Genomic DNA, 17,338 nt, shown 5'->3' on the forward strand with positions numbered 1-17,338 from the left:
GGCACCGAAAGAGCCGCAGCTCACATGGCGGAGAGCTCCGCCGCCACCAGCTCGGCGATCTGCGCGGTGTTCAAAGCTGCGCCTTTGCGCAAATTGTCCCCGCAGACGAAGAGTTCGAGCCCGGCCGGATCGTCGAGCGAACGCCGCACGCGGCCCACCCACGTCGGATCGGTGCCCACCACGTCGGCCGGCGTGGGGAATTCACCGGCGGCCGGATTGTCGAAGAGCACGACGCCCGGCGCGGTCGCGATGATCTCGCGCGCCCGGTCCACGGTGACCTCGTTCTCGAAGCGGGCGTGGACGGTGAGGGAGTGCGTGGTGACGACGGGCACCTGTACGCAGGTGACGGCGACCTTCAGGCCCGGCAGGCCGAGGATCTTGCGGGACTCGTCCCGCACCTTCATCTCCTCCGAGGACCAGCCGTCCTCGCACAGCGTGCCCGACCAGGGCACGACATTGAGCGCGACGGGCTCGAGGAAGGGCCCCGTCCGGTCGCCGACGGCCCGCCGCAGATCGCCGGGGGCGGTGCCGAGCTCCGAACCGGCCACGAGGGAGAGCTGCGCCCGCAGCGTCTCGATGCCGGCGTGGCCCGCGCCGCTCACCGCCTGATAACTGGACGCGACCAGCTCGCGCAGTCCGAACTCGGCGTGCAGCGCCCCGATCGCCACGATCATCGACAGCGTCGTGCAGTTGGGGTTGGCGATGATGCCGCGCGGCCGCACGCGCGCGGCGTGCGGATTCACCTCGGGCACGACGAGCGGCACATCCGGGTCCATCCGGAATGCGGGCGAATTGTCCACCACCACAACGCCCTTGGCGGCGGCGATGGGCGCCCACTGCGCGGACACCTCGACGGGTACGTCGAACATCGCGACGTCGACCCCGTCGAAGACGGACTCCTCCAGGGCGACGACCTCGACCTCCTCGCCGCGCACGGTGAGCTTGCGCCCCGCCGAGCGCGCGGAGGCCACGAGTCGGATCTCGCCCCAGATGTCCGCGTGCTGCGAAAGGATCTGCAGCAGAACGGCGCCGACGCTCCCGGTCGCTCCCACGACCGCGAGCGTCGGACGCCGCACGGGTGCCTCGGCCATCAGCGGCCGGTGCCTCCGTAGACCACGGCCTCGTCGGAGTCCGAGTCGAGTCCGAAGGCGGAGTGCACGGCGCGCACGGCCTCGTTCACATCGTCGGCACGCGTGACGACAGAGATGCGGATCTCGGAGGTCGAGATCAGCTCGATGTTCACGCCCGCGTCGGTGAGCGCCTCGAAGAAGCCCGCCGTGACGCCCGGGTTCGTCTTCATGCCGGCGCCGACGAGGGAGATCTTGGCGATCTGGTCGTCGTAACGCAGCGAGTCGAAGCCGACCGCGTCCTTCTGCTTCTCCAGGGCGTCGATGGCCTTGCGGCCCTCGGTCTTGGGGAGCGTGAAGGAGATGTCGGTCAGGCCCGTGGACGCGGCCGACACGTTCTGCACGATCATGTCGAGGTTGATCTGGGCGTCCGCGACGGCCCGGAAGAGCTTCGCGGCCTCGCCCGGCTTGTCCGGAACTCCGACGACGGTGATCTTCGCCTCGGAGGTGTCGTGCGCGACACCGGAGATGATGGCCTGCTCCACGCCCTTTTCCCCTTGCTGGTTCTTCTCGATCGGCTCGTTGCTGACCCACGTGCCCTTCAGCCCACTGAAGCTGGAGCGGACGTGGATCGGGATGTTGTACCGACGGGCGTACTCCACGCAGCGGTGGAGCAGCACCTTCGACCCGGAGCTGGCGAGCTCCAGCATGTCCTCGAAGGAGATCCAGTCGATCTTCCGCGCCTTCTTCACAACGCGCGGGTCGGCCGTGAACACGCCGTCGACGTCCGTGTAGATCTCGCAGACCTCGGCGTCGAGCGCGGCGGCGAGGGCGACAGCGGTGGTGTCGGATCCACCACGACCCAGGGTCGTGATGTTCTTGCCCTCCTGGCTGACGCCCTGGAACCCGGCGACGATGGCGATGTTGCCCTCGTCGATCGAGGTCCGGATGCGCCCCGGAGTGACGTCGATGATCCGTGCTTTGTTGTGGACCGAGTCGGTGATGACACCGGCCTGACTGCCCGTGAACGACTGGGCCTCGTGGCCCAGGTTTTTGATCGCCATCGCCAGCAAGGCCATGGAGATCCGCTCTCCGGCGGTCAGCAGCATGTCGAATTCGCGCCCGGCAGGGATCGGAGATACCTGCCCGGCGAGATCGATCAACTCATCCGTCGTGTCACCCATCGCGGACACCACAACGACAACCTTGTTGCCGTTCTTCTTGGCGTCGACGATCCTCTTGGCGACCCGCTTGATGCCCTCGGCATCTGCTACGGAGGAGCCTCCGTACTTCTGCACGACAAGGCCCACGTGCGCTCCTCGCTCAGTCCGTCTGTCACCGCATGTACGTATGCGCACTGCGGTCGGCTCAGTTTAACGAGCGGCCGAAATCCGCCCCGGCTATATCACATCGTGAGATGTCCCGCCCACGACCTGATCACCCAGGTTTCCGTTTGCCGACATCCGGCCGCTCGGACAATCGCATGCCCAGACCCTGCCGGGGCAACCGGGTAAGTGGGGCGGGTCACACTCTTGACGCGGGAGCCGTGGTGGACGTTGCGCAGTTCCCCGCGCCCCTGTCGGGGCTACTTCACCGGGCGGAGGCCCAGGGGGCCGGCGATCTCCTCTGCCATGACCTGGCCCGCCTCTTCCTCCAGCGTGCTCTCCGCCGACGAGAGCTCCTCGTCGGTGTCGAGGCCGTCGAGGTCTTCGAGTGGCTGGTTCAGGCGCACGTGGGCGACGAGGGACTGCAGGGCGCGCAGCGTCGCGGAGGCGGTCGACCCCCAGTTGGAGAAGTACGAGAACTGCCACCACCACAGCGCCTCGGTGATCCGGCCCGCGCGATAATGCGCCATCCCGTGCCGCAGATCGGAGACGACGTCCGCCAGGTCGTCCGAGATCCGCGCGGCGACCGGCGCCTTGCGCGGCTCGTACGGGTCGAAGACCTCGGAGTACACGTCGACCGGGTCGAGCATCAAGGCGAGCCGCTCGCGCAGGTCGTCCATGTCCGGCTCGGCGCCCAGGTCCGGCTCGTAGCGCTCGTCCGGGAGGATGTCCTCGTGCGCGCCCAACCGGCCGCCGGCGAGCAGCAGTTGGGAGACCTCGAGCAGCAGGAAGGGCACGGCCGAGTCCGGCTCGTCGCCCTTCGCGATCTCGGTCACGGCCACGATGAACGACTCGACCTGGTCCGAGATCTGGACGGCGAAGTCGTCGGGGTCCTGGGTGGTGGAGTGCAGCGCGACCGCGTCGGGCGTCGACGGCTGCTGTGCCGTCGACGACTTCTGCGGCGTCGGCGACTTCTGTGGCGTTGGCGTCTTAGACATCTAGGAGTCTTCTCCCCTCGAAGGCGCGGCCGAGGGTCACCTCGTCCGCGTACTCCAGGTCGCCCCCGACGGGGAGGCCGCTGGCCAGGCGGGTGACCTTGAGGCCCATGGGCTTGATCATGCGGGCGAGGTACGTCGCTGTGGCCTCGCCCTCGAGGTTCGGGTCGGTGGCGAGGATGAGCTCGGTGACCGTGCCGTCCGCGAGGCGGGCGAGAAGTTCCCTTATCCGCAGATCGTCGGGTCCGACGCCCTCGATCGGGCTGATCGCGCCGCCGAGCACGTGGTACCGCCCGCGGAACTCACGGGTGCGCTCGATCGCGACGACGTCCTTGGGCTCCTCCACGACACAGATCACGGAACCGTCCCGCCGCGGGTCGCGGCAGATGTTGCACAGCTCCTCCTGCGCGACGTTGCCACACGTCGCACAGAAGCGGACCTTCGCCTTGACCTCCATCAGGGCCTGCGCGAGCCGCCGTACGTCGGTGGGCTCGGCCTGCAGGATGTGGAAGGCGATCCGCTGCGCGCTCTTGGGACCGACGCCGGGCAGCCTGCCCAACTCGTCGATGAGGTCCTGGACCACGCCTTCGTACACGGATTGCCTTCGCCTTCAGGTCGTCGTCTGCGGATGCTGCGTCTTGGTACGTACGGTAGTTGGCGGCGGGGTCAGAAGGGGAGACCCGGAATGCCGCTGCCGCCGCCGAGTCCCTGGGCGAGCGGGCCGAGCTTCTGCTGCTGGAGGTTCTGCGCGTTCTCGTTGGCCGCGGCCACCGCCGCGACCACCAGGTCGGCGAGGGTCTCGGTGTCCTCCGGGTCGACCGCCTTCGGGTCGATCACGAGGCCCCGCAGTTCACCGCCGCCGGTCACCGTCGCCTTGACGAGACCGCCGCCCGCCTGGCCGTCGACCTCGGTCTGCGCCAGCTCTTCCTGAGCCTTCGCGAGGTCCTGCTGCATCTTCTGGGCCTGCTCGAGCAGCTGCTGCATATTGGGCTGGCCACCACCGGGGATCACGATCAGCTCCTGTTCCGGTCCGCTTCCGGTCCGTCCACGTCGTCGAGGCGGGGCGTATTTCCGCGACGGATGTCCGCCGATGCCCCTGGATCCGAGCCTACGTGGTCGGGGGGCCGCCCGCCCCGGTGACCTGAAGCCTCACGGGGCATGCGCGACCCCATTTCCGCTCTGCACTCTTTCGAGTGAGATGGGTTGCTTTCCATACCTGATGCGGGACCACTTCCGGGCGGAGATCCGGTGAAAACTGGGGTTCGGCCACCCGTTGGGCGGTAGGAAGATGCTGCACATCAGGCCCTGACGACGAGTGCGGGGCCTCGCCCCAGCCGTGATCTGTCGAGGGAGTTCCGGGTGAGTCAGCCGGAGATGCAGCCCGAAGGTGCGCCCCAGGAGGGGGCGGGCTCGGGCGAGGACGGCGACCGGGGCGGCGGCGGCAAGAGGGTTCCCCGGCAGGGCGACCTCACCGGCCGGGCGCTCCCGCTCGGCGACTGGAGCGAACCCGCCGAGCGGCTCGACGAGCTGTACCGCTGGGTCGAGCAGGGCGCCCTGCGCACGGCGGACTGGTACCTCTCGGACCGGGTGTGGAAGCGGAGGGCCGCGCGGGCGCTGCGTACGGGCACGGTGCTGGGTGCGGTCTGCGGCGGGGTGCTGCCGCTGCTCGACCTGACGGGCGTGCTCACCGGCGCGGCCCCCTGGGGGTATCTGTCGCTGCTGCTCGCGGTGGCGTGCGTCGCGTGCGACCGGTATTTCGGTCTGACGTCCGGCTGGATACGGGATGTGGCCACGGCGCAGGCCGTGCAGCGGCGGTTGCAGGTGCTTCAGTTCGACTGGGCCTCGGAGAACGTACGAGAGGTGCTCGGGCCGACCGAGGGCACCGCCAGCGAGGCGGCCGAGCGGTGCCTCGGGGTGCTGCGGCGGTTCTCGGACGACGTGACGGAGCTGGTGCGGGCCGAGACGGCGGACTGGATGGTGGAGTTCAAGTCCGGCCCCGCGCCCTTGACCATGCAGGCCTCCGTCCCGGCCGCCCGCCCGGCCGACCAGCCGACCAACCGCTTCCCGCTGCCGCCGGGCACCCGCCCCAACATGCCGCGCCAGCGCCCACCGGAGCCGCGGTAGCTCTTTCCAGCCCCGCCGGCGATTGAGGCGCGGAGCCCCGTGGCGTGAGAGCGGTCGGCCGCAACAGTTCCGGTCAGCTGAAGATGAGCATGGAGCTCTGCGCCAGACTCCGCGTAGCCGCCTGGTGAAGCCCCAGCCAGACGTGCCGCTCCCGGGCGAACGGACTGTCGTCCAACGGCACCGCCGCAGCCGGCTCCTCCAACGACGTCGGCGCAACCGGCGGAGCCGGCGGCCGCGGCGGATTCCCCGGATCGATCCCAATCGCCGGCGCCACGAACTCCAACTCCCGCAGCAGCGCATGGCACGACCCCAACGGCCCGCCCCCCGCCAGGAGTTCGTCGTTGGACAACGGCTCGGGAAAGTCCACGGGCACGTACGCCCCCGCATGGTCGTAATGCCAGACCAGATGGGAACTCTGGGCCGTCGACTCGAACATCTCCAGCAACTGCTCGTAGTCACCGCCCAGTTCGTCGACCGGCGTCACGGCGAGGCCACAGATCTGCAAGAGGTACGCCCGGCGCAGGAAGTGCAGCGCGTCGTAGTCGAAGCCCGCGATCGGGGCCACGTCCCCGGACAGGCCCGGCATGTACGCGTGGACCGGAACCGGTGGCAGTCCTGCCTCGTTCAACGCTTTGTCGTAGAGCGCGAGTTCGTCGGCGAACGGATTCTCGGGGCTGTGGCACAGCACGTCGACCAGGGGGACGAGCCACAGGTCACAGGCCAAGGGGGCTCCTCAGTGCTCCGGATCGCTCCGGCGCGATGGACGGTATCGGCGTCAAAACCAGGGTAGTGCGATGCGCGGCAGGGTTGACCTGTCTTGCGCCTACCCGTTGTCCCCGCTCTACCCGCTCAGTTGCCTGTCAGAGCCTCGATCAAGGAAAGCGAGTCGTCGTTGTACGAGGCGATGAGCGCGTGCGCGGCGTCGGAGTCGCGGTCCACGAGCGCGTCGACCAGTTCGCAGTGGCCCGACCACAGCCGGCCCCTGAGGTCGCCCGCGGCGCGCAGGTGCGGGACCGCGCACATCCAGGACTGGACGCGCAGGCGGTGGAAGAAGTCGGAGAGGTACGGGTTGCCGAAGAGGGCGGAGAGCTCGCGCCAGAAACGCAGGTCGTAGCCGATGAGCACGTTCAGGTCACCCGCTCCCGCCGCACGGGACGCCTCCTCGCCGCGGCGGCGGACCCCGGCGAGGTCGGCGGCGGTCTGCGGGGCGCGGGACGGGTCCGCGGCGAGGCCGCGGAAGATTCCGTCCGCGACGAGGCTGCGGGCCTCGATCATCGCCCGGTAGTCCGCGAACGAGTACTCGTGGACACGGAAGCCGCGGTGCTGCGCGGAGTCCAGGAGGCCCTGGGCGCTCAGGTCGACGAGGGCCTCGCGGACGGGGGTGGCCGACACCCCGTACCCCTCGGCGATCTCCTTGACGGTGAACTCCTGGCCGGGGCTGAGGCGTCCCGCCAGGATCTCGTCGCGCAGCGCGTCCGCGATCTGCTGGCGCAGGGTGGAGCGGGTGACGGCGGGGCCGTCAGATACGGGCACGGGTCGGGTCCCCCGGTTCGGCTGGCGTGGTCGTGCGGTGTGGTGTGGCTGGTTAGGTTACGCCTGCGGATTCCGGGGCGGGGGCGGGTGGTGGCCGAGGCACTCGGCCACCACCCGCCCCCGCCACCCGCGAACTACGCCACGTGTTCGTCCGCCACCGTCAGCGCCGCGTCCAGCGCCGAGAGGCCCTCCTTGGCCTCCGATTCCGTGATGTTGAGGGCCGGGACGACGTGTGTGCGGTTCATGTTGATGAAGGGCCACAGGCCGTTCGCCTTGGCGGCGGCGCCGAACGCCGCCATCGGGGCGTTCGCCTCACCGGCCGCGTTGTACGGGACGAGGGGCTCGCGCGTGGAGCGGTCACGTACGAGCTCCAGGGCCCAGAACATGCCGACGCCGCGCACCTCGCCCACGGACGGGTGCCGCTCGGCCAGGTCGCGGAGGGCCGGCTCGATGATCTCGGAGCCGAGCTTCGCGGCGTGCTCGACGATGCCCTCCTCCTCCATCACGTTGATCGTGGCGACGGCCGCCGCGCAGGCCAGCGGGTGACCCGAGTACGTCAGGCCACCCGGGTACGGGCGCTTCGCGAACGTTTCGGCGATGGCCCCCGAGATCGCTACGCCGCCCAGCGGGACGTAACCCGAGTTCACGCCCTTCGCGAAGGTCAGGAGGTCCGGCGTCACGTCGTACAGGTCGGCCGCGAACCACTTGCCCGTACGCCCGAAGCCCGCCATGACCTCGTCGAGGATGAAGACGATGCCGTAGCGGTCGCAGATTTCGCGGACGCCGGCGAGGTAGCCCTTCGGCGGGAGCATGATGCCCGCCGTGCCCGGCACCGTCTCCAGGATGATCGCCGCGATGGTCCCCGGGCCCTCGAACTGGATCGTGGATTCCAGGTGCTCCAGGGCGCGGGCGCACTCCTGCTCCTCCGTCTCCGCGTAGAAGCGCGAGCGGTAGAGGAAGGGGGCCCAGAAGCGGACGACCCCGGCGGTGCCGGTGTCGCTGGCCCAACGGCGCGGGTCGCCGGTCGCGTTGATGGCCTGCTGGGTGCCGCCGTGGTACGAGCGGTACGCGGACAGGACCTTCGGGCGGCCCGTGTGCAGACGGGCCATGCGAAGGGCGTGCTCGACCGCGTCGGCGCCGGCGTTCGTGAAGAAGATCTTGTCGAGGTCACCGGGAGTGCGCTCGGCGATGAGGCGTGCGGCCTCGGAGCGCGACTCGATGGCGAAGGCCGGGGCGAAGGTCGTCATCTTCCCCGCCTGCTCCTGGATCGCCGCGACGACCTTCGGGTGCTGGTACCCGATGTTCGTGTAGACGAGGCCGGAGGTGAAGTCGAGGTAGCGGTTTCCGTCGTAGTCCCAGAAGTAGGAGCCTTCGGCGCCGGCGACGGCCAGCGGGTCGATCAGCTCCTGTGCCGACCAGGAGTGGAAGACGTGCTTGCGGTCCGCGGCCTTCACGGCGGCGCCGACCTGGGGATTCGGCTGAGGGGTCATGGGGCCGAGGGTAAATGCGCGATGCACCGGCACACCATCGGCGTCCTGTCTGTGGGACGCCGTCGAACCCGACAACCTGTCGCCCCGCACCGGAACCGCACCACGACGCCCCCTGTGAAGCCCGCTCCAGGACCCCTCCTGAGCTGCTTTTAGCGTGGCGTTAGGAAACCGTCGGGCAGGCTGGTCCGCATGAGACAGCCGATCGCGCACCGCTGGCGCAACGTAGCCGTGACCGCGGCCTGGGTCGCCGTGGGAACGGCCGCGGGCGCCCTCGGCGCCTGGCAGCTTGCGGGCACCGACGCGAACGCCGGGACCGGCACCCACGGACATCCCCTCGACGACGCGGCGGTGCACCGCGCCCTGGCGTCGGCGCAGGCGTCGACACCCCGCGCCGACACCTCCTCCGACGCCCCGGCCCCCGCCGACCAGCGCCGCACACTCCGCTTCACGGGCGGCTCCGCGACGGTCGAGTGCGGGGCGGACGGCAGCGTCTACCTGGTGTCGTGGAGCCCCTCGGACGGCTACGAGATCGATGACGACGACGTCGTACGCGGACCTGGCCGCGTGGCCCGGCTCGAGGCGGAGCCCTCCGACGACGATGACGGCCCCGACCGGCACTACGAGATCCGGTGTGCGGCGGGCTCCGGCACGCCCAAGGCCGTACTGGTCCCCGACCACGACGATGACGACGACGACTGACGCCGGGACGACGACCGACACCGGGACGACGACCGACACCAAAAGGACCCGGTCGGGGGCGCTCCGACGCACCCACTTACGGTGATCAAATGCCCCATCTCCTCGTCGTCGAAGATGATCCCGCCCTGCGGAACGCCCTGGTCCGCGCCCTACGCGACCGGGGCCACGCCGTCGCCACCGCGGCCACCGGCATGGCCGGCCTCGACGCCGCCGTCACCGACCGGCCCGATCTGGTCGTGCTCGACCTGGGCCTGCCCGATGTCGACGGCGCGCAAATACTGCGGATGCTGCGCGCGGTGAGCGACGTACCGGTGATCGTGGCGACGGCCCGCGACGAGGAGGGCGAGATGGTCGCGGTGCTCGGGGACGGGGCCGACGACTACATCGTGAAGCCGTTCGGCGCGGCCCAGTTGGACGCCCGGATCAAGGCGGTGCTGCGCCGCCTCGGGCTGCCCGGTGACATCGACGAGCCGCTCACGGTCGGCGGACTGGTGATCACTCCCGCCTCCCGAGAGATCACGCTCGACGGGCAGCCGCTCGACCTGACCCCCCGCGAGTTCGACCTCCTCGCCTATCTCGCCCACCGCCCCAGCCAGGTCGTCTCGCGCCGCGAACTGCTCGCCGAGGTGTGGCAGCAGCCGCTGGGCGGCGCCGACAAGACGGTGGACGTCCATCTGTCGTGGCTGCGCAGGAAGTTGGGCGAGTCGGCCCAGTCGCCGCGCTATCTGCACACCGTACGCACGGTGGGTGTGAAGCTGATGGCCCCCGAGGCCGGGGACGCCTCGTAATGCGCCGCACCCTGCTGCTGCTCACCGCCGCCACCACCGCCCTCGTCCTGACGGCGCTGCTCGTCCCGCTGACCCTGCTCACCCGCAGCCACGCCGCGGACCGGACGACCGCGGAGGCGACGGCCCGCGCCCAGTGGGTGGCCGCCGCGATGGGCCCCACGCTGCACAGCGCGAACGAGCGGGCGGGCGCGGAACAGGCGGTGGAGAGCGTCAACTCGCCCTCCCAGCCCGACACTTCCCTTATCTTCGCCGACGGCAGGGTGATCGGCGCCCCGACCGCCGTCACCGACGCCGTACGCCTCGCGAGGGCGGGGCGCGCGTTCACGTACGAGCCGCCGGGCGGCGGGCGGCAGGTCCTGGTGCCGGTGCAGGGCGCGGAGGGCGGCACGGCCGTCGTCCAGGTCAGCCTGACCAACCGGGAGCTGTACGACGGGGTGCTCTCGTCGTGGCTGACGCTGGCCGGTATCGGGCTCGGGCTCGTACTCATCGGGCTGCTGCTCGCGGACCGTCTCGGGGCGCGGCTCGTCGGGGCGACGCGTGCGCTGGCCGGGACGGCGGACCGGCTCGCCGGCGGCGATCTGACCGCGCGCGCCGAGCCTCAGGGGCCGCCGGAGCTGCGCTCCGTGGCCGCCGAGCTGAACCATCTCGCCGCCCGCATCGACGAGCTGCTCACCGCCGAGCGGGAGAACGCGGCCGACCTCGCGCACCGGCTGCGCACTCCCGTCGCGGCGCTGCGCCTGGACGCGGAGGGGCTGCGGGACGCGGAGGAGGCCGAGCGGATCGCGGCGGGGGTCGCGTCGCTCGAAATGGGCGTGGACGAGGTCATCCGCAAGGCCCGCAAGCCGCTCCGCGGGGTGGCGGGGGTGGACCTCGCGGCGGTCGCCCGTGACCGGGCGGCGTTCTGGGAGCCGCTCGCCACGGACCAGGGGCGGGAGCTGGGCGTCTCCGTGCCGGACACGCCGGTTCCGGCTCCCGTGCCGGAGGACGAACTCGTCGCGGCGCTCGACGCGTTGATCGGCAACGTGCTCGATCACACCCCGCAGGGGGTCGGCTTCCGGGTCTCCGTCCGGGCGGAGGGCTCCGCCGTGGAGCTGGTGGTCGCGGACGACGGGCCCGGCATACCGCCGGAGTCCGAGGAGCGGGGGTCCTCCGGTGGCGGCTCCACGGGCCTCGGCCTCTCCATCGTCCGCCGCACGGCCGAGGAGACCGGGGGGACGGTCTCCTTCGGAAACGGGGGGCCGGGGGCGACGGTCACGTTGCGGTGGGGCACATCTAGCCCCGCCGGCGATTGAGGCGCGGGGTCCGGGGCAGAGCCCCGAGTCCGCGCCCCCGTGCGACCGCCACCGGCACCGTCCTCCGCCCTGGGGCTCCGCCCCAGACCCCGCTCCTCAAACGCCGGAGGGGCTGGATTGCTCACACGGTCGAAGGCCGCGGGAACGCCTCCCGCACAGCCCGCGTCCACCGGTTCACGCCCAACTCCGGGCGCAGCGCAGCGAATCCGCCGCAGTACTTCGTGAACTCGGCCGCCCGCACCCCGAATCGGTGCAGCATCCGGTCCGCCTCGGTCAGCGACCCCCGCGTCTTCGTCTCCACGAGGACAAGCCCACCGTCCGCCCGGACCGTGCGACCGTCGGAGAGATCCCGGACCACGAGCCCGGCGTCACACGTGATCCGCTGCCCGTCGGCGACGAACGTGGCGCGCTGGTAGTCCGTGACCAGCGAGGGAGCCAGGCCCTCCGGCGCCTCGATCCCGTACGCCCCGCCGAGCACACCGGCGAGAAAGCCCTGCTGCGCGGCATCGAGCGGACGCTCCTCGCCCTCAAGCCGGCGACGGTGCTTGACGGTCTCGCCCCGCCCGTTCTTGAGCTTGATCTCGAACTGCCGCTCCCCCGTGTCCTGGTAGGTGCGCTCCCGGATCTTGTAGCGGAGCCGGCGACCCTGCCGGTGGTCGTGATAGGTGCGCAGGTCGGCGGTGTCGTAGTAGGTCGATCTGTACGAGAACCAGCGCCGGCCGTTCACGGAGAGCGAGCGGAAGGGGCCCTCGGGGCGCCGCGGGTCGGTCAGCAGCGCCGCGAAGTCCTCGAAGACCTCAACCGGCACCAGATAGCTGTTGTCGTAGCGGGCCAACAGCTCGGCCCTGTTGTTCAGTTCGTCCAGCGACAGCGGCTTGGCGGCGAGTGCGGCGCGCCCGATGGCGCGTACGGCGGGGATCACACGGTCTCCTGGTGATAGGCGGCTGCGGTCTTCGTCGTACTGCGAGGCTCATGACGCTCATGAGCACCCCTGGGGGTACGAGAGGTACGTATGGGCTCCTCCGATCGTTCCCGCGCATCCGGCTGGCGGAATCTGACTTCCACGACCATCAAGTCGCGTACGTAGTCGATCTCCCGCACGGTCCAACCATGCGGCTGCCCCAACCGCCTCGCCAGTTCGGACCGCAGCGCGTCCTCGTCGACGTACACGGCGTCGAGGGTGACGACGGCCCGGCGGTCACGGGCGTAGAGGCGCGGATGGTCGGCTATGTAGACGACCACGAGCAGCAGCGCGGCGAGCGCGGCGGTCACTCCGAGGCCGAGTGCGCGCAGTCCGCACAGCAGCCCGAGGACCAACGTGACGAAGTAGTACGCCACTTCCTGGTGCCGCAGCGCGTCCGAGCGCAGCCGCACGATCGACAACACCCCGAACAGGCCGAACCCCAGGGCGAGACCGCCACCCTTGCCGACCTCGCCGAGCGCGGCGACGACCGCGAACAGGGCGACGTTCAGCGCGAGATACGCGGGCACGAGCTCGCGCCTGCGGTGCCGCGGGTAGAAGATGCCGAAGGTCAGCAGCGTCACGGCGAACAAGTCGAGGCCGAGATGGGCGCCGAGCTCCGCCACAGGTGGGATGTTGTCCATGCCCCAGACGCTACGAACGGCCAGGTTAACGCCGCGCTTGGTGACGGTTAACGATCCGCGCGGACGTACCCGCGTCACACATCGGCGTCACGTACCCGCGTCAACGTACGTCGACGAACGGAACCGTTGAAGCCGCGAGGGCCCTCTCTGTCGTATGTCCGCATTATTCTCAGTTCGTTGCACACATACCGGGGGAGGGTGGCGCGACATGGAGGGTATGCAGAGGATCGGCGCGTATCGACTGCTCGGCCGGCTCGGCGCGGGCGGCATGGGCGAGGTGTATCTGGCGCGCTCGGCGCGCGGTCGCACGGTCGCCGTGAAGGTCGTACGTGAAGAGCTCGCCGAGCAGGAGGAGTTCAGGAACCGGTTCCGGCAGGAAGTGGCGGCCGCGCGGCGGGTCGGCGGCGCGTGGACGGCTCCGGTGCTCGACGCGGACACGGACGCGGAGATTCCCTGGGTGGCGACCGGGTACGTGGCGGGGCCCAGCCTCCAGCAGGTCGTCTCGCACGACTACGGCGCGCTGCCCGAGCGCTCGGTGCGCATCCTCGCGGGCGGCCTCGCGCACGCGCTCAAGGACATCCACGCGGCGGGCATCGTCCACCGCGACCTCAAGCCGTCGAACGTGCTGATCACCATCGACGGTCCACGCGTCATCGACTTCGGCATAGCGCGCGCCCTGGAGTCGGTGACCGACGGCGGGCTCACCCGCACCGGGGCGCTCGTCGGCTCGCCCGGTTTCATGGCGCCCGAGCAGCTGCGCGGCGACCGGATCACCCCTGCGTGCGACGTGTTCTGTCTGGGGTCCGTCCTCGCGTACGCGGCGTCGGGGCAGTTGCCGTTCCGTACGTCCACCAGCGGGGTGCACGCCCTGATGTTCCGTATCGCGCAGGAGCCGCCGGAGCTGGACGGGCTGCCGGAGGGGCTGCGGGATCTCGTACGCGAATGTCTGCACAAGCAGCCCGGCGACCGCCCCACGCTCGACGAGATACTCGAACTGACCGGCGCCGACGACACGTTGGGCGACGAGGGTCGCACCCGCGATCCGTGGCTGCCGGGCGCTCTAGTGGCCCAACTCGGGCGGCACGCCGTGAAGTTGCTCGACACGGAGGACCCGGAGCGCACGTCCCGGACTCCCTCGCCGGCGCCGCCACCCGACACTCCGACGGCCTCTGCTCCGGCGCCGCCACCGCCCGGCGCTCCCGGCCCGCCCGGCGCGGGCTCGCTGAACCACCTGCCGACCGTGGTCTCCCACGAAGCCCCGCCGCCGCCCGCACCCGCGCCGCAGTACGGCTACCCGCACCCCTCCCAGCCCCAGCCGCTCCCGCAGCCGCCCGCCTACGGCCAGCCACCCGGAGGTTGGGGCCAGACTCCGGCCTACGGCCCGCCGCCGCCCGTGCCCCCGCGCCGGAACCGCTCCACTCCGGCGCTCATCGTGGTCGCGCTGATCGTGGCGCTCGGGGCGGGCGGGTCGGTGTACGCCTTGATGAACGGCCAGGACAAGCAGGCGGGCCGGGCGGACGCCAAGGTCTCCCCCACGTCCGCGACCTCCGCCCCGGTCTCCCCTGCCGCGTCCGCCCCGGACTCCCCGGACTCCCCGAGTCAGGAGGCGTCCTCGCCCCCGGAGGAGTCCCCGCAGTCCGCCGCGGGTGACATACCGACCGGGTTCCTCGGCACGTGGGAGGGCACGATCGACAACGCCAACGGCCACCACTCGCGCAGCATCACGCTCCAGCAGGGCGCGTCCGGCGACACGGTCTTCTCCCTCACGGCGGACGGCTACCAGAAGGACGGCTCCCCCTACCACTGCGTGTTCCAGGGCCAGTTGGAGTCGGCGACGTCCTCCACGGTCCGGATCGGCCCCACCGACCCGACGATCGCGCAGCCGAGCGGCGCCTGCGACCCGGGCGAACCGAGCACGATCACCCTCACCACGACCGGCGGGCTGAGCCGCGCCATGTCGGGGGGCGAGGCACCGCTGACGTACGACAGGACGGGCTGAGGGCCTGTCTTCAAACTCCCGTCGTCGCCCGGAGGGCGGGGGCGGAACGCGAACGCCCCGGCCCGCCGAAGCGGACCGGGGCGCGAAAGCCGGTGAGGGCTTACAGGAACGAGTTGACCTGGATCGTCTCGTCGCGGCCGGGGCCGACGCCGATCGCCGAGATCGGGGCGCCGGACATCTCCTCCAGCGCCTTCACGTACGCCTGCGCGTTCTTGGGGAGGTCGGCGAAGGTCTTGGCCTTCGTGATGTCCTCCGACCAGCCCGGCAGGTACTCGTAGACCGGCTTCGCGTGGTGGAAGTCGGTCTGGGAGTACGGGAGCTCCTCGACGCGCTTGCCGTCGATCTCGTACGCGACGCAGACCGGGATCTGCTCCCAGCCGGTGAGCACGTCGAGCTTCGTCAGGAAGAAGTCGGTGAGGCCGTTGACGCGCGTCGCGTAACGGGCGATCACCGCGTCGAACCAGCCGCAGCGACGGTCACGGCCGGTGGTGACACCGCGCTCGCCACCGATGCGGCGCAGGTCCTCGCCGTCCTGGTCGAAGAGCTCGGTCGGGAACGGGCCGGCGCCGACACGCGTCGTGTAGGCCTTGAGGATGCCGATGACGCGGCTGATCTTCGTCGGGCCCACGCCCGCACCCGTGCAGGCGCCGCCCGCGGTCGGGTTCGAGGAGGTGACGAAGGGGTACGTGCCGTGGTCGATGTCCAGGAGCGTGCCCTGGCCGCCCTCGAACAGCACGACCTTGTCCTCGTCGAGCGCGTCGTTGATCACCAGGGTGGTGTCGGCGACGTAGCCCTTGATCTTGTCCGCGTAGCCGAGGAGCTCCTCCACCACCTGCTGCGCCTCGATGGCGCGGCGGTTGTAGAGCTTCGTGAGGAGCTGGTTCTTGACCTCGAGGGCCGCCTCGACCTTCTGGGTGAGGATCGACTCGTCGTAGAGGTCCTGGACGCGGATGCCGACGCGGTTGATCTTGTCCGCGTACGTCGGGCCGATACCGCGGCCGGTGGTGCCGATCTTCCGCTTCCCGAGGAAGCGTTCCGTCACCTTGTCCACCGTCACGTTGTAGGGCGTGATGATGTGCGCGTTACCGCTGAGCAGGAGCTTCGACGTGTCGACGCCGCGCTCGTTCAGACCGCTCAGCTCGGAGAGCAGGACCGACGGGTCGACGACGACACCGTTTCCAATGACCGGCGTGCACTCCGGCGAGAGGATTCCGGAAGGGAGGAGATGCAGCGCGTACTTCTGGTCGCCTACGACAACCGTGTGGCCGGCGTTGTTGCCGCCCTGGTAGCGCACTACATAGTCCACGGATCCACCGAGCAGGTCGGTGGCCTTTCCCTTGCCTTCGTCACCCCACTGAGCACCGAGCAGCACAAGTGCGGGCACAGGCGTACACCCCTTCCGGGCGGGGCATGTCCAAGGTCAGGGGCTGTGGCCGCGGCTGTGCGGCATGCCTTTGTGAGCCTTGGGGTGCCCCGGAATAGACGAAGCCCCTGGCGCAATAGCGCAAGGGGCTCTTGCACAAAGATGCTACCCGAGGAAGCGAGGCAAGGCCGAGGTGGCGGCTTTGGACCATCCATCTGACCGTGCGGACGACGCGAGCGGGAGGCTGTCACGGCAGCTTCTGGTGATCGTCGATCCGGTCGCGATGCGTGCCGACGGGGAGTCCGTGCGCATCGCCAAGGACGTGTTGTGTGCGGGTTCGACGGCGAAGGTGTGCCTGCCGGAGGGCCCCGCTGATTTTGCGAAAGTGCTGGCCAAGAGGGGTGTGAGACGGCCCGTCGTGGTCGGCGACGACCGGGCGCTGCTGCGTGCGGTGTCGCTGCTGCACCGGGAACGGGAGCTGGCCGGAGCGGTGTTCTCGATGGTGCCGGTGGGGACGTCGGTGTCGCTCGCGCACTCCCTGGGCGTGCCCGCGGGGACGGTGGAAGCGGCGCGCTCGGCGCTCGACGGGGCGCCGCGGCGGCTCGATCTGCTGGTGGACGACAGCGACGGGGTGGTGCTCGGGGGCCTGAGCATCCCGCCGATCGCGGATCCCTCGGACTCGGGGCCGCAGGACGGCCGCCACTGGTGGCGGACGTGCGGCTCGCTCGTCCGGAACCTCGCGGCGCGCTCGCCGCTCGGTGCCGAGGGGGACGAGGCGCCGGCCGCGCGGTTGCGGATCGAGGTGGACGGGGCGACGCTCGTCGACCTCGACCAGCCGGTGCGGGGGGTTTCGGTGTCGCCCTCCGCCGGGGACGGGCTCGCGCGGGTGGAGGTGCGGAGGGATGGGGCGGGGCCGGTGTGTGTGCGGGCCCGTACGGTCACGGTGACCGGGACGGATTTCCGGTACCGGGCGGATCAGGTGACGATCGGGGGGCCGGTGCGGAGGAGGACGTGGTCCGTGCGGGCTCGGGCGTGGGGGTTGGCGCTGCCCTGACCGT

Annotated in this window: 17 protein-coding genes; 6 read left to right on the forward strand and 11 right to left on the reverse strand. The window is 70.6% G+C overall.

Translation table 11 applies throughout. The annotated features are described in order from the left end of the window. Positions 1-20: 20 nt before the first annotated feature. The 5 genes from OHA73_RS21130 to OHA73_RS21150 form a co-directional block, all read right to left on the reverse strand. On the reverse strand, positions 21-1,091 hold the full coding sequence (locus OHA73_RS21130) for an aspartate-semialdehyde dehydrogenase (RefSeq protein WP_266711570.1): 1,071 nt from the start codon (positions 1,089-1,091) through the stop codon (positions 21-23). After that, entirely contained in the window at positions 1,091-2,377 is a 1,287-nt protein-coding gene (locus tag OHA73_RS21135; RefSeq protein WP_266711572.1) for an aspartate kinase, read from the reverse strand. The genes OHA73_RS21130 and OHA73_RS21135 overlap by 1 nt, the downstream gene beginning before the upstream one ends. Positions 2,378-2,652: 275 nt before the next feature. After that, positions 2,653-3,390, reverse strand: a complete 738-nt coding sequence (locus OHA73_RS21140; protein ID WP_327655821.1) for a DUF5063 domain-containing protein — start codon at positions 3,388-3,390, stop codon at positions 2,653-2,655. Further along, the gene (gene recR / locus OHA73_RS21145; protein WP_266711576.1) at positions 3,383-3,982 is read right to left on the reverse strand and encodes a recombination mediator RecR; all 600 of its coding nucleotides are present in this window, start codon (positions 3,980-3,982) and stop codon (positions 3,383-3,385) included. Before recR ends, OHA73_RS21140 begins: the two co-directional genes overlap by 8 nt. Positions 3,983-4,053: 71 nt before the next feature. Then, positions 4,054-4,398, reverse strand: a complete 345-nt coding sequence (locus OHA73_RS21150) for a YbaB/EbfC family nucleoid-associated protein (RefSeq protein ID WP_266711578.1) — start codon at positions 4,396-4,398, stop codon at positions 4,054-4,056. A gap of 348 nt (positions 4,399-4,746) precedes the next feature. Here OHA73_RS21150 and OHA73_RS21155 point away from each other — a divergent pair, with 348 nt between their 5' ends. Next, entirely contained in the window at positions 4,747-5,511 is a 765-nt protein-coding gene (locus tag OHA73_RS21155) for an SLATT domain-containing protein (RefSeq protein ID WP_327655822.1), read from the forward strand. Positions 5,512-5,584: 73 nt separating this feature from the next. Here OHA73_RS21155 and OHA73_RS21160 read toward each other — a convergent pair whose 3' ends face one another. The 3 genes from OHA73_RS21160 to OHA73_RS21170 all read right to left on the reverse strand — a co-directional run bounded on the left by OHA73_RS21160 (position 5,585) and on the right by OHA73_RS21170 (position 8,534). After that, a complete protein-coding gene (locus tag OHA73_RS21160) occupies positions 5,585-6,235 on the reverse strand; it encodes a hypothetical protein (RefSeq protein WP_327655823.1) in 651 nt (216 codons plus the stop codon). 125 nt (positions 6,236-6,360) lie between these two features. After that, positions 6,361-7,044, reverse strand: coding sequence for a GntR family transcriptional regulator (locus OHA73_RS21165; protein ID WP_266711584.1), 684 nt, complete (start codon positions 7,042-7,044; stop codon positions 6,361-6,363). A 134-nt stretch (positions 7,045-7,178) separates the two neighbouring features. Further along, complete coding sequence (locus OHA73_RS21170) at positions 7,179-8,534, reverse strand: aspartate aminotransferase family protein (protein WP_327655824.1); 1,356 nt, start codon at positions 8,532-8,534, stop codon at positions 7,179-7,181. Positions 8,535-8,723: 189 nt separating this feature from the next. On the opposite strand from OHA73_RS21170, the gene OHA73_RS21175 reads away from it, so the two are divergent. The 3 genes from OHA73_RS21175 to OHA73_RS21185 all read left to right on the forward strand — a co-directional run bounded on the left by OHA73_RS21175 (position 8,724) and on the right by OHA73_RS21185 (position 11,313). After that, a complete protein-coding gene (locus OHA73_RS21175) occupies positions 8,724-9,233 on the forward strand; it encodes a hypothetical protein (RefSeq protein WP_327655825.1) in 510 nt (169 codons plus the stop codon). 89 nt (positions 9,234-9,322) lie between these two features. Next, positions 9,323-10,021 carry a response regulator transcription factor gene (locus OHA73_RS21180; RefSeq protein ID WP_267069991.1) on the forward strand — a complete coding sequence of 233 codons (699 nt, stop codon included), beginning with the start codon at positions 9,323-9,325 and terminating at the stop codon, positions 10,019-10,021. After that, positions 10,021-11,313 carry a sensor histidine kinase gene (locus OHA73_RS21185; protein WP_327655826.1) on the forward strand — a complete coding sequence of 431 codons (1,293 nt, stop codon included), beginning with the start codon at positions 10,021-10,023 and terminating at the stop codon, positions 11,311-11,313. Before OHA73_RS21180 ends, OHA73_RS21185 begins: the two co-directional genes overlap by 1 nt. Positions 11,314-11,434: 121 nt before the next feature. On the opposite strand, the gene OHA73_RS21190 is transcribed toward OHA73_RS21185, so the two are convergent. Together OHA73_RS21190 and OHA73_RS21195 are read right to left on the reverse strand one after the other, a co-directional pair. Beyond that, positions 11,435-12,235: a polyphosphate polymerase domain-containing protein gene (locus OHA73_RS21190; protein WP_327655827.1), complete on the reverse strand. Its 801-nt coding sequence runs from the start codon at positions 12,233-12,235 to the stop codon at positions 11,435-11,437. Further along, positions 12,232-12,918: a DUF4956 domain-containing protein gene (locus OHA73_RS21195; RefSeq protein ID WP_327655828.1), complete on the reverse strand. Its 687-nt coding sequence runs from the start codon at positions 12,916-12,918 to the stop codon at positions 12,232-12,234. Before OHA73_RS21195 ends, OHA73_RS21190 begins: the two co-directional genes overlap by 4 nt. A gap of 217 nt (positions 12,919-13,135) precedes the next feature. Between OHA73_RS21195 and OHA73_RS21200 the strand changes: the two genes are divergently transcribed. Continuing rightward, positions 13,136-14,917: a protein kinase domain-containing protein gene (locus OHA73_RS21200; protein WP_327658496.1), complete on the forward strand. Its 1,782-nt coding sequence runs from the start codon at positions 13,136-13,138 to the stop codon at positions 14,915-14,917. Between the two features lie 100 nt (positions 14,918-15,017). Here the strand turns inward: OHA73_RS21200 and OHA73_RS21205 are convergent, their stop codons facing one another. Beyond that, positions 15,018-16,301: an adenylosuccinate synthase gene (locus OHA73_RS21205; protein ID WP_266711597.1), complete on the reverse strand. Its 1,284-nt coding sequence runs from the start codon at positions 16,299-16,301 to the stop codon at positions 15,018-15,020. A gap of 262 nt (positions 16,302-16,563) precedes the next feature. Between OHA73_RS21205 and OHA73_RS21210 the strand changes: the two genes are divergently transcribed. Beyond that, positions 16,564-17,334, forward strand: coding sequence for a diacylglycerol kinase (locus OHA73_RS21210; RefSeq protein ID WP_267072862.1), 771 nt, complete (start codon positions 16,564-16,566; stop codon positions 17,332-17,334). The last annotated feature ends 4 nt before the right edge of the window (positions 17,335-17,338 follow it).

The sequence above is a fragment of the Streptomyces sp. NBC_00483 genome (assembly GCF_036013745.1).
In the GTDB taxonomy this organism is placed as follows: Bacteria; Actinomycetota; Actinomycetes; order Streptomycetales; family Streptomycetaceae; genus Streptomyces.

Coding starts and splice junctions, on each gene's coding strand:
- OHA73_RS21130 (WP_266711570.1), bottom strand. CDS start 1,091: ATGGCCGAGGCACCCGTGCGGCGTCCGACGCTCGCGGTCGTGGGAGCG.
- OHA73_RS21140 (WP_327655821.1), bottom strand. CDS start 3,390: ATGTCTAAGACGCCAACGCCACAGAAGTCGCCGACGCCGCAGAAGTCG.
- OHA73_RS21170 (WP_327655824.1), bottom strand. CDS start 8,534: ATGACCCCTCAGCCGAATCCCCAGGTCGGCGCCGCCGTGAAGGCCGCG.
- OHA73_RS21175 (WP_327655825.1), top strand. CDS start 8,724: ATGAGACAGCCGATCGCGCACCGCTGGCGCAACGTAGCCGTGACCGCG.
- OHA73_RS21180 (WP_267069991.1), top strand. CDS start 9,323: ATGCCCCATCTCCTCGTCGTCGAAGATGATCCCGCCCTGCGGAACGCC.
- OHA73_RS21185 (WP_327655826.1), top strand. CDS start 10,021: ATGCGCCGCACCCTGCTGCTGCTCACCGCCGCCACCACCGCCCTCGTC.
- OHA73_RS21195 (WP_327655828.1), bottom strand. CDS start 12,918: ATGGACAACATCCCACCTGTGGCGGAGCTCGGCGCCCATCTCGGCCTC.
- OHA73_RS21200 (WP_327658496.1), top strand. CDS start 13,136: ATGCAGAGGATCGGCGCGTATCGACTGCTCGGCCGGCTCGGCGCGGGC.
- OHA73_RS21210 (WP_267072862.1), top strand. CDS start 16,564: ATGCGTGCCGACGGGGAGTCCGTGCGCATCGCCAAGGACGTGTTGTGT.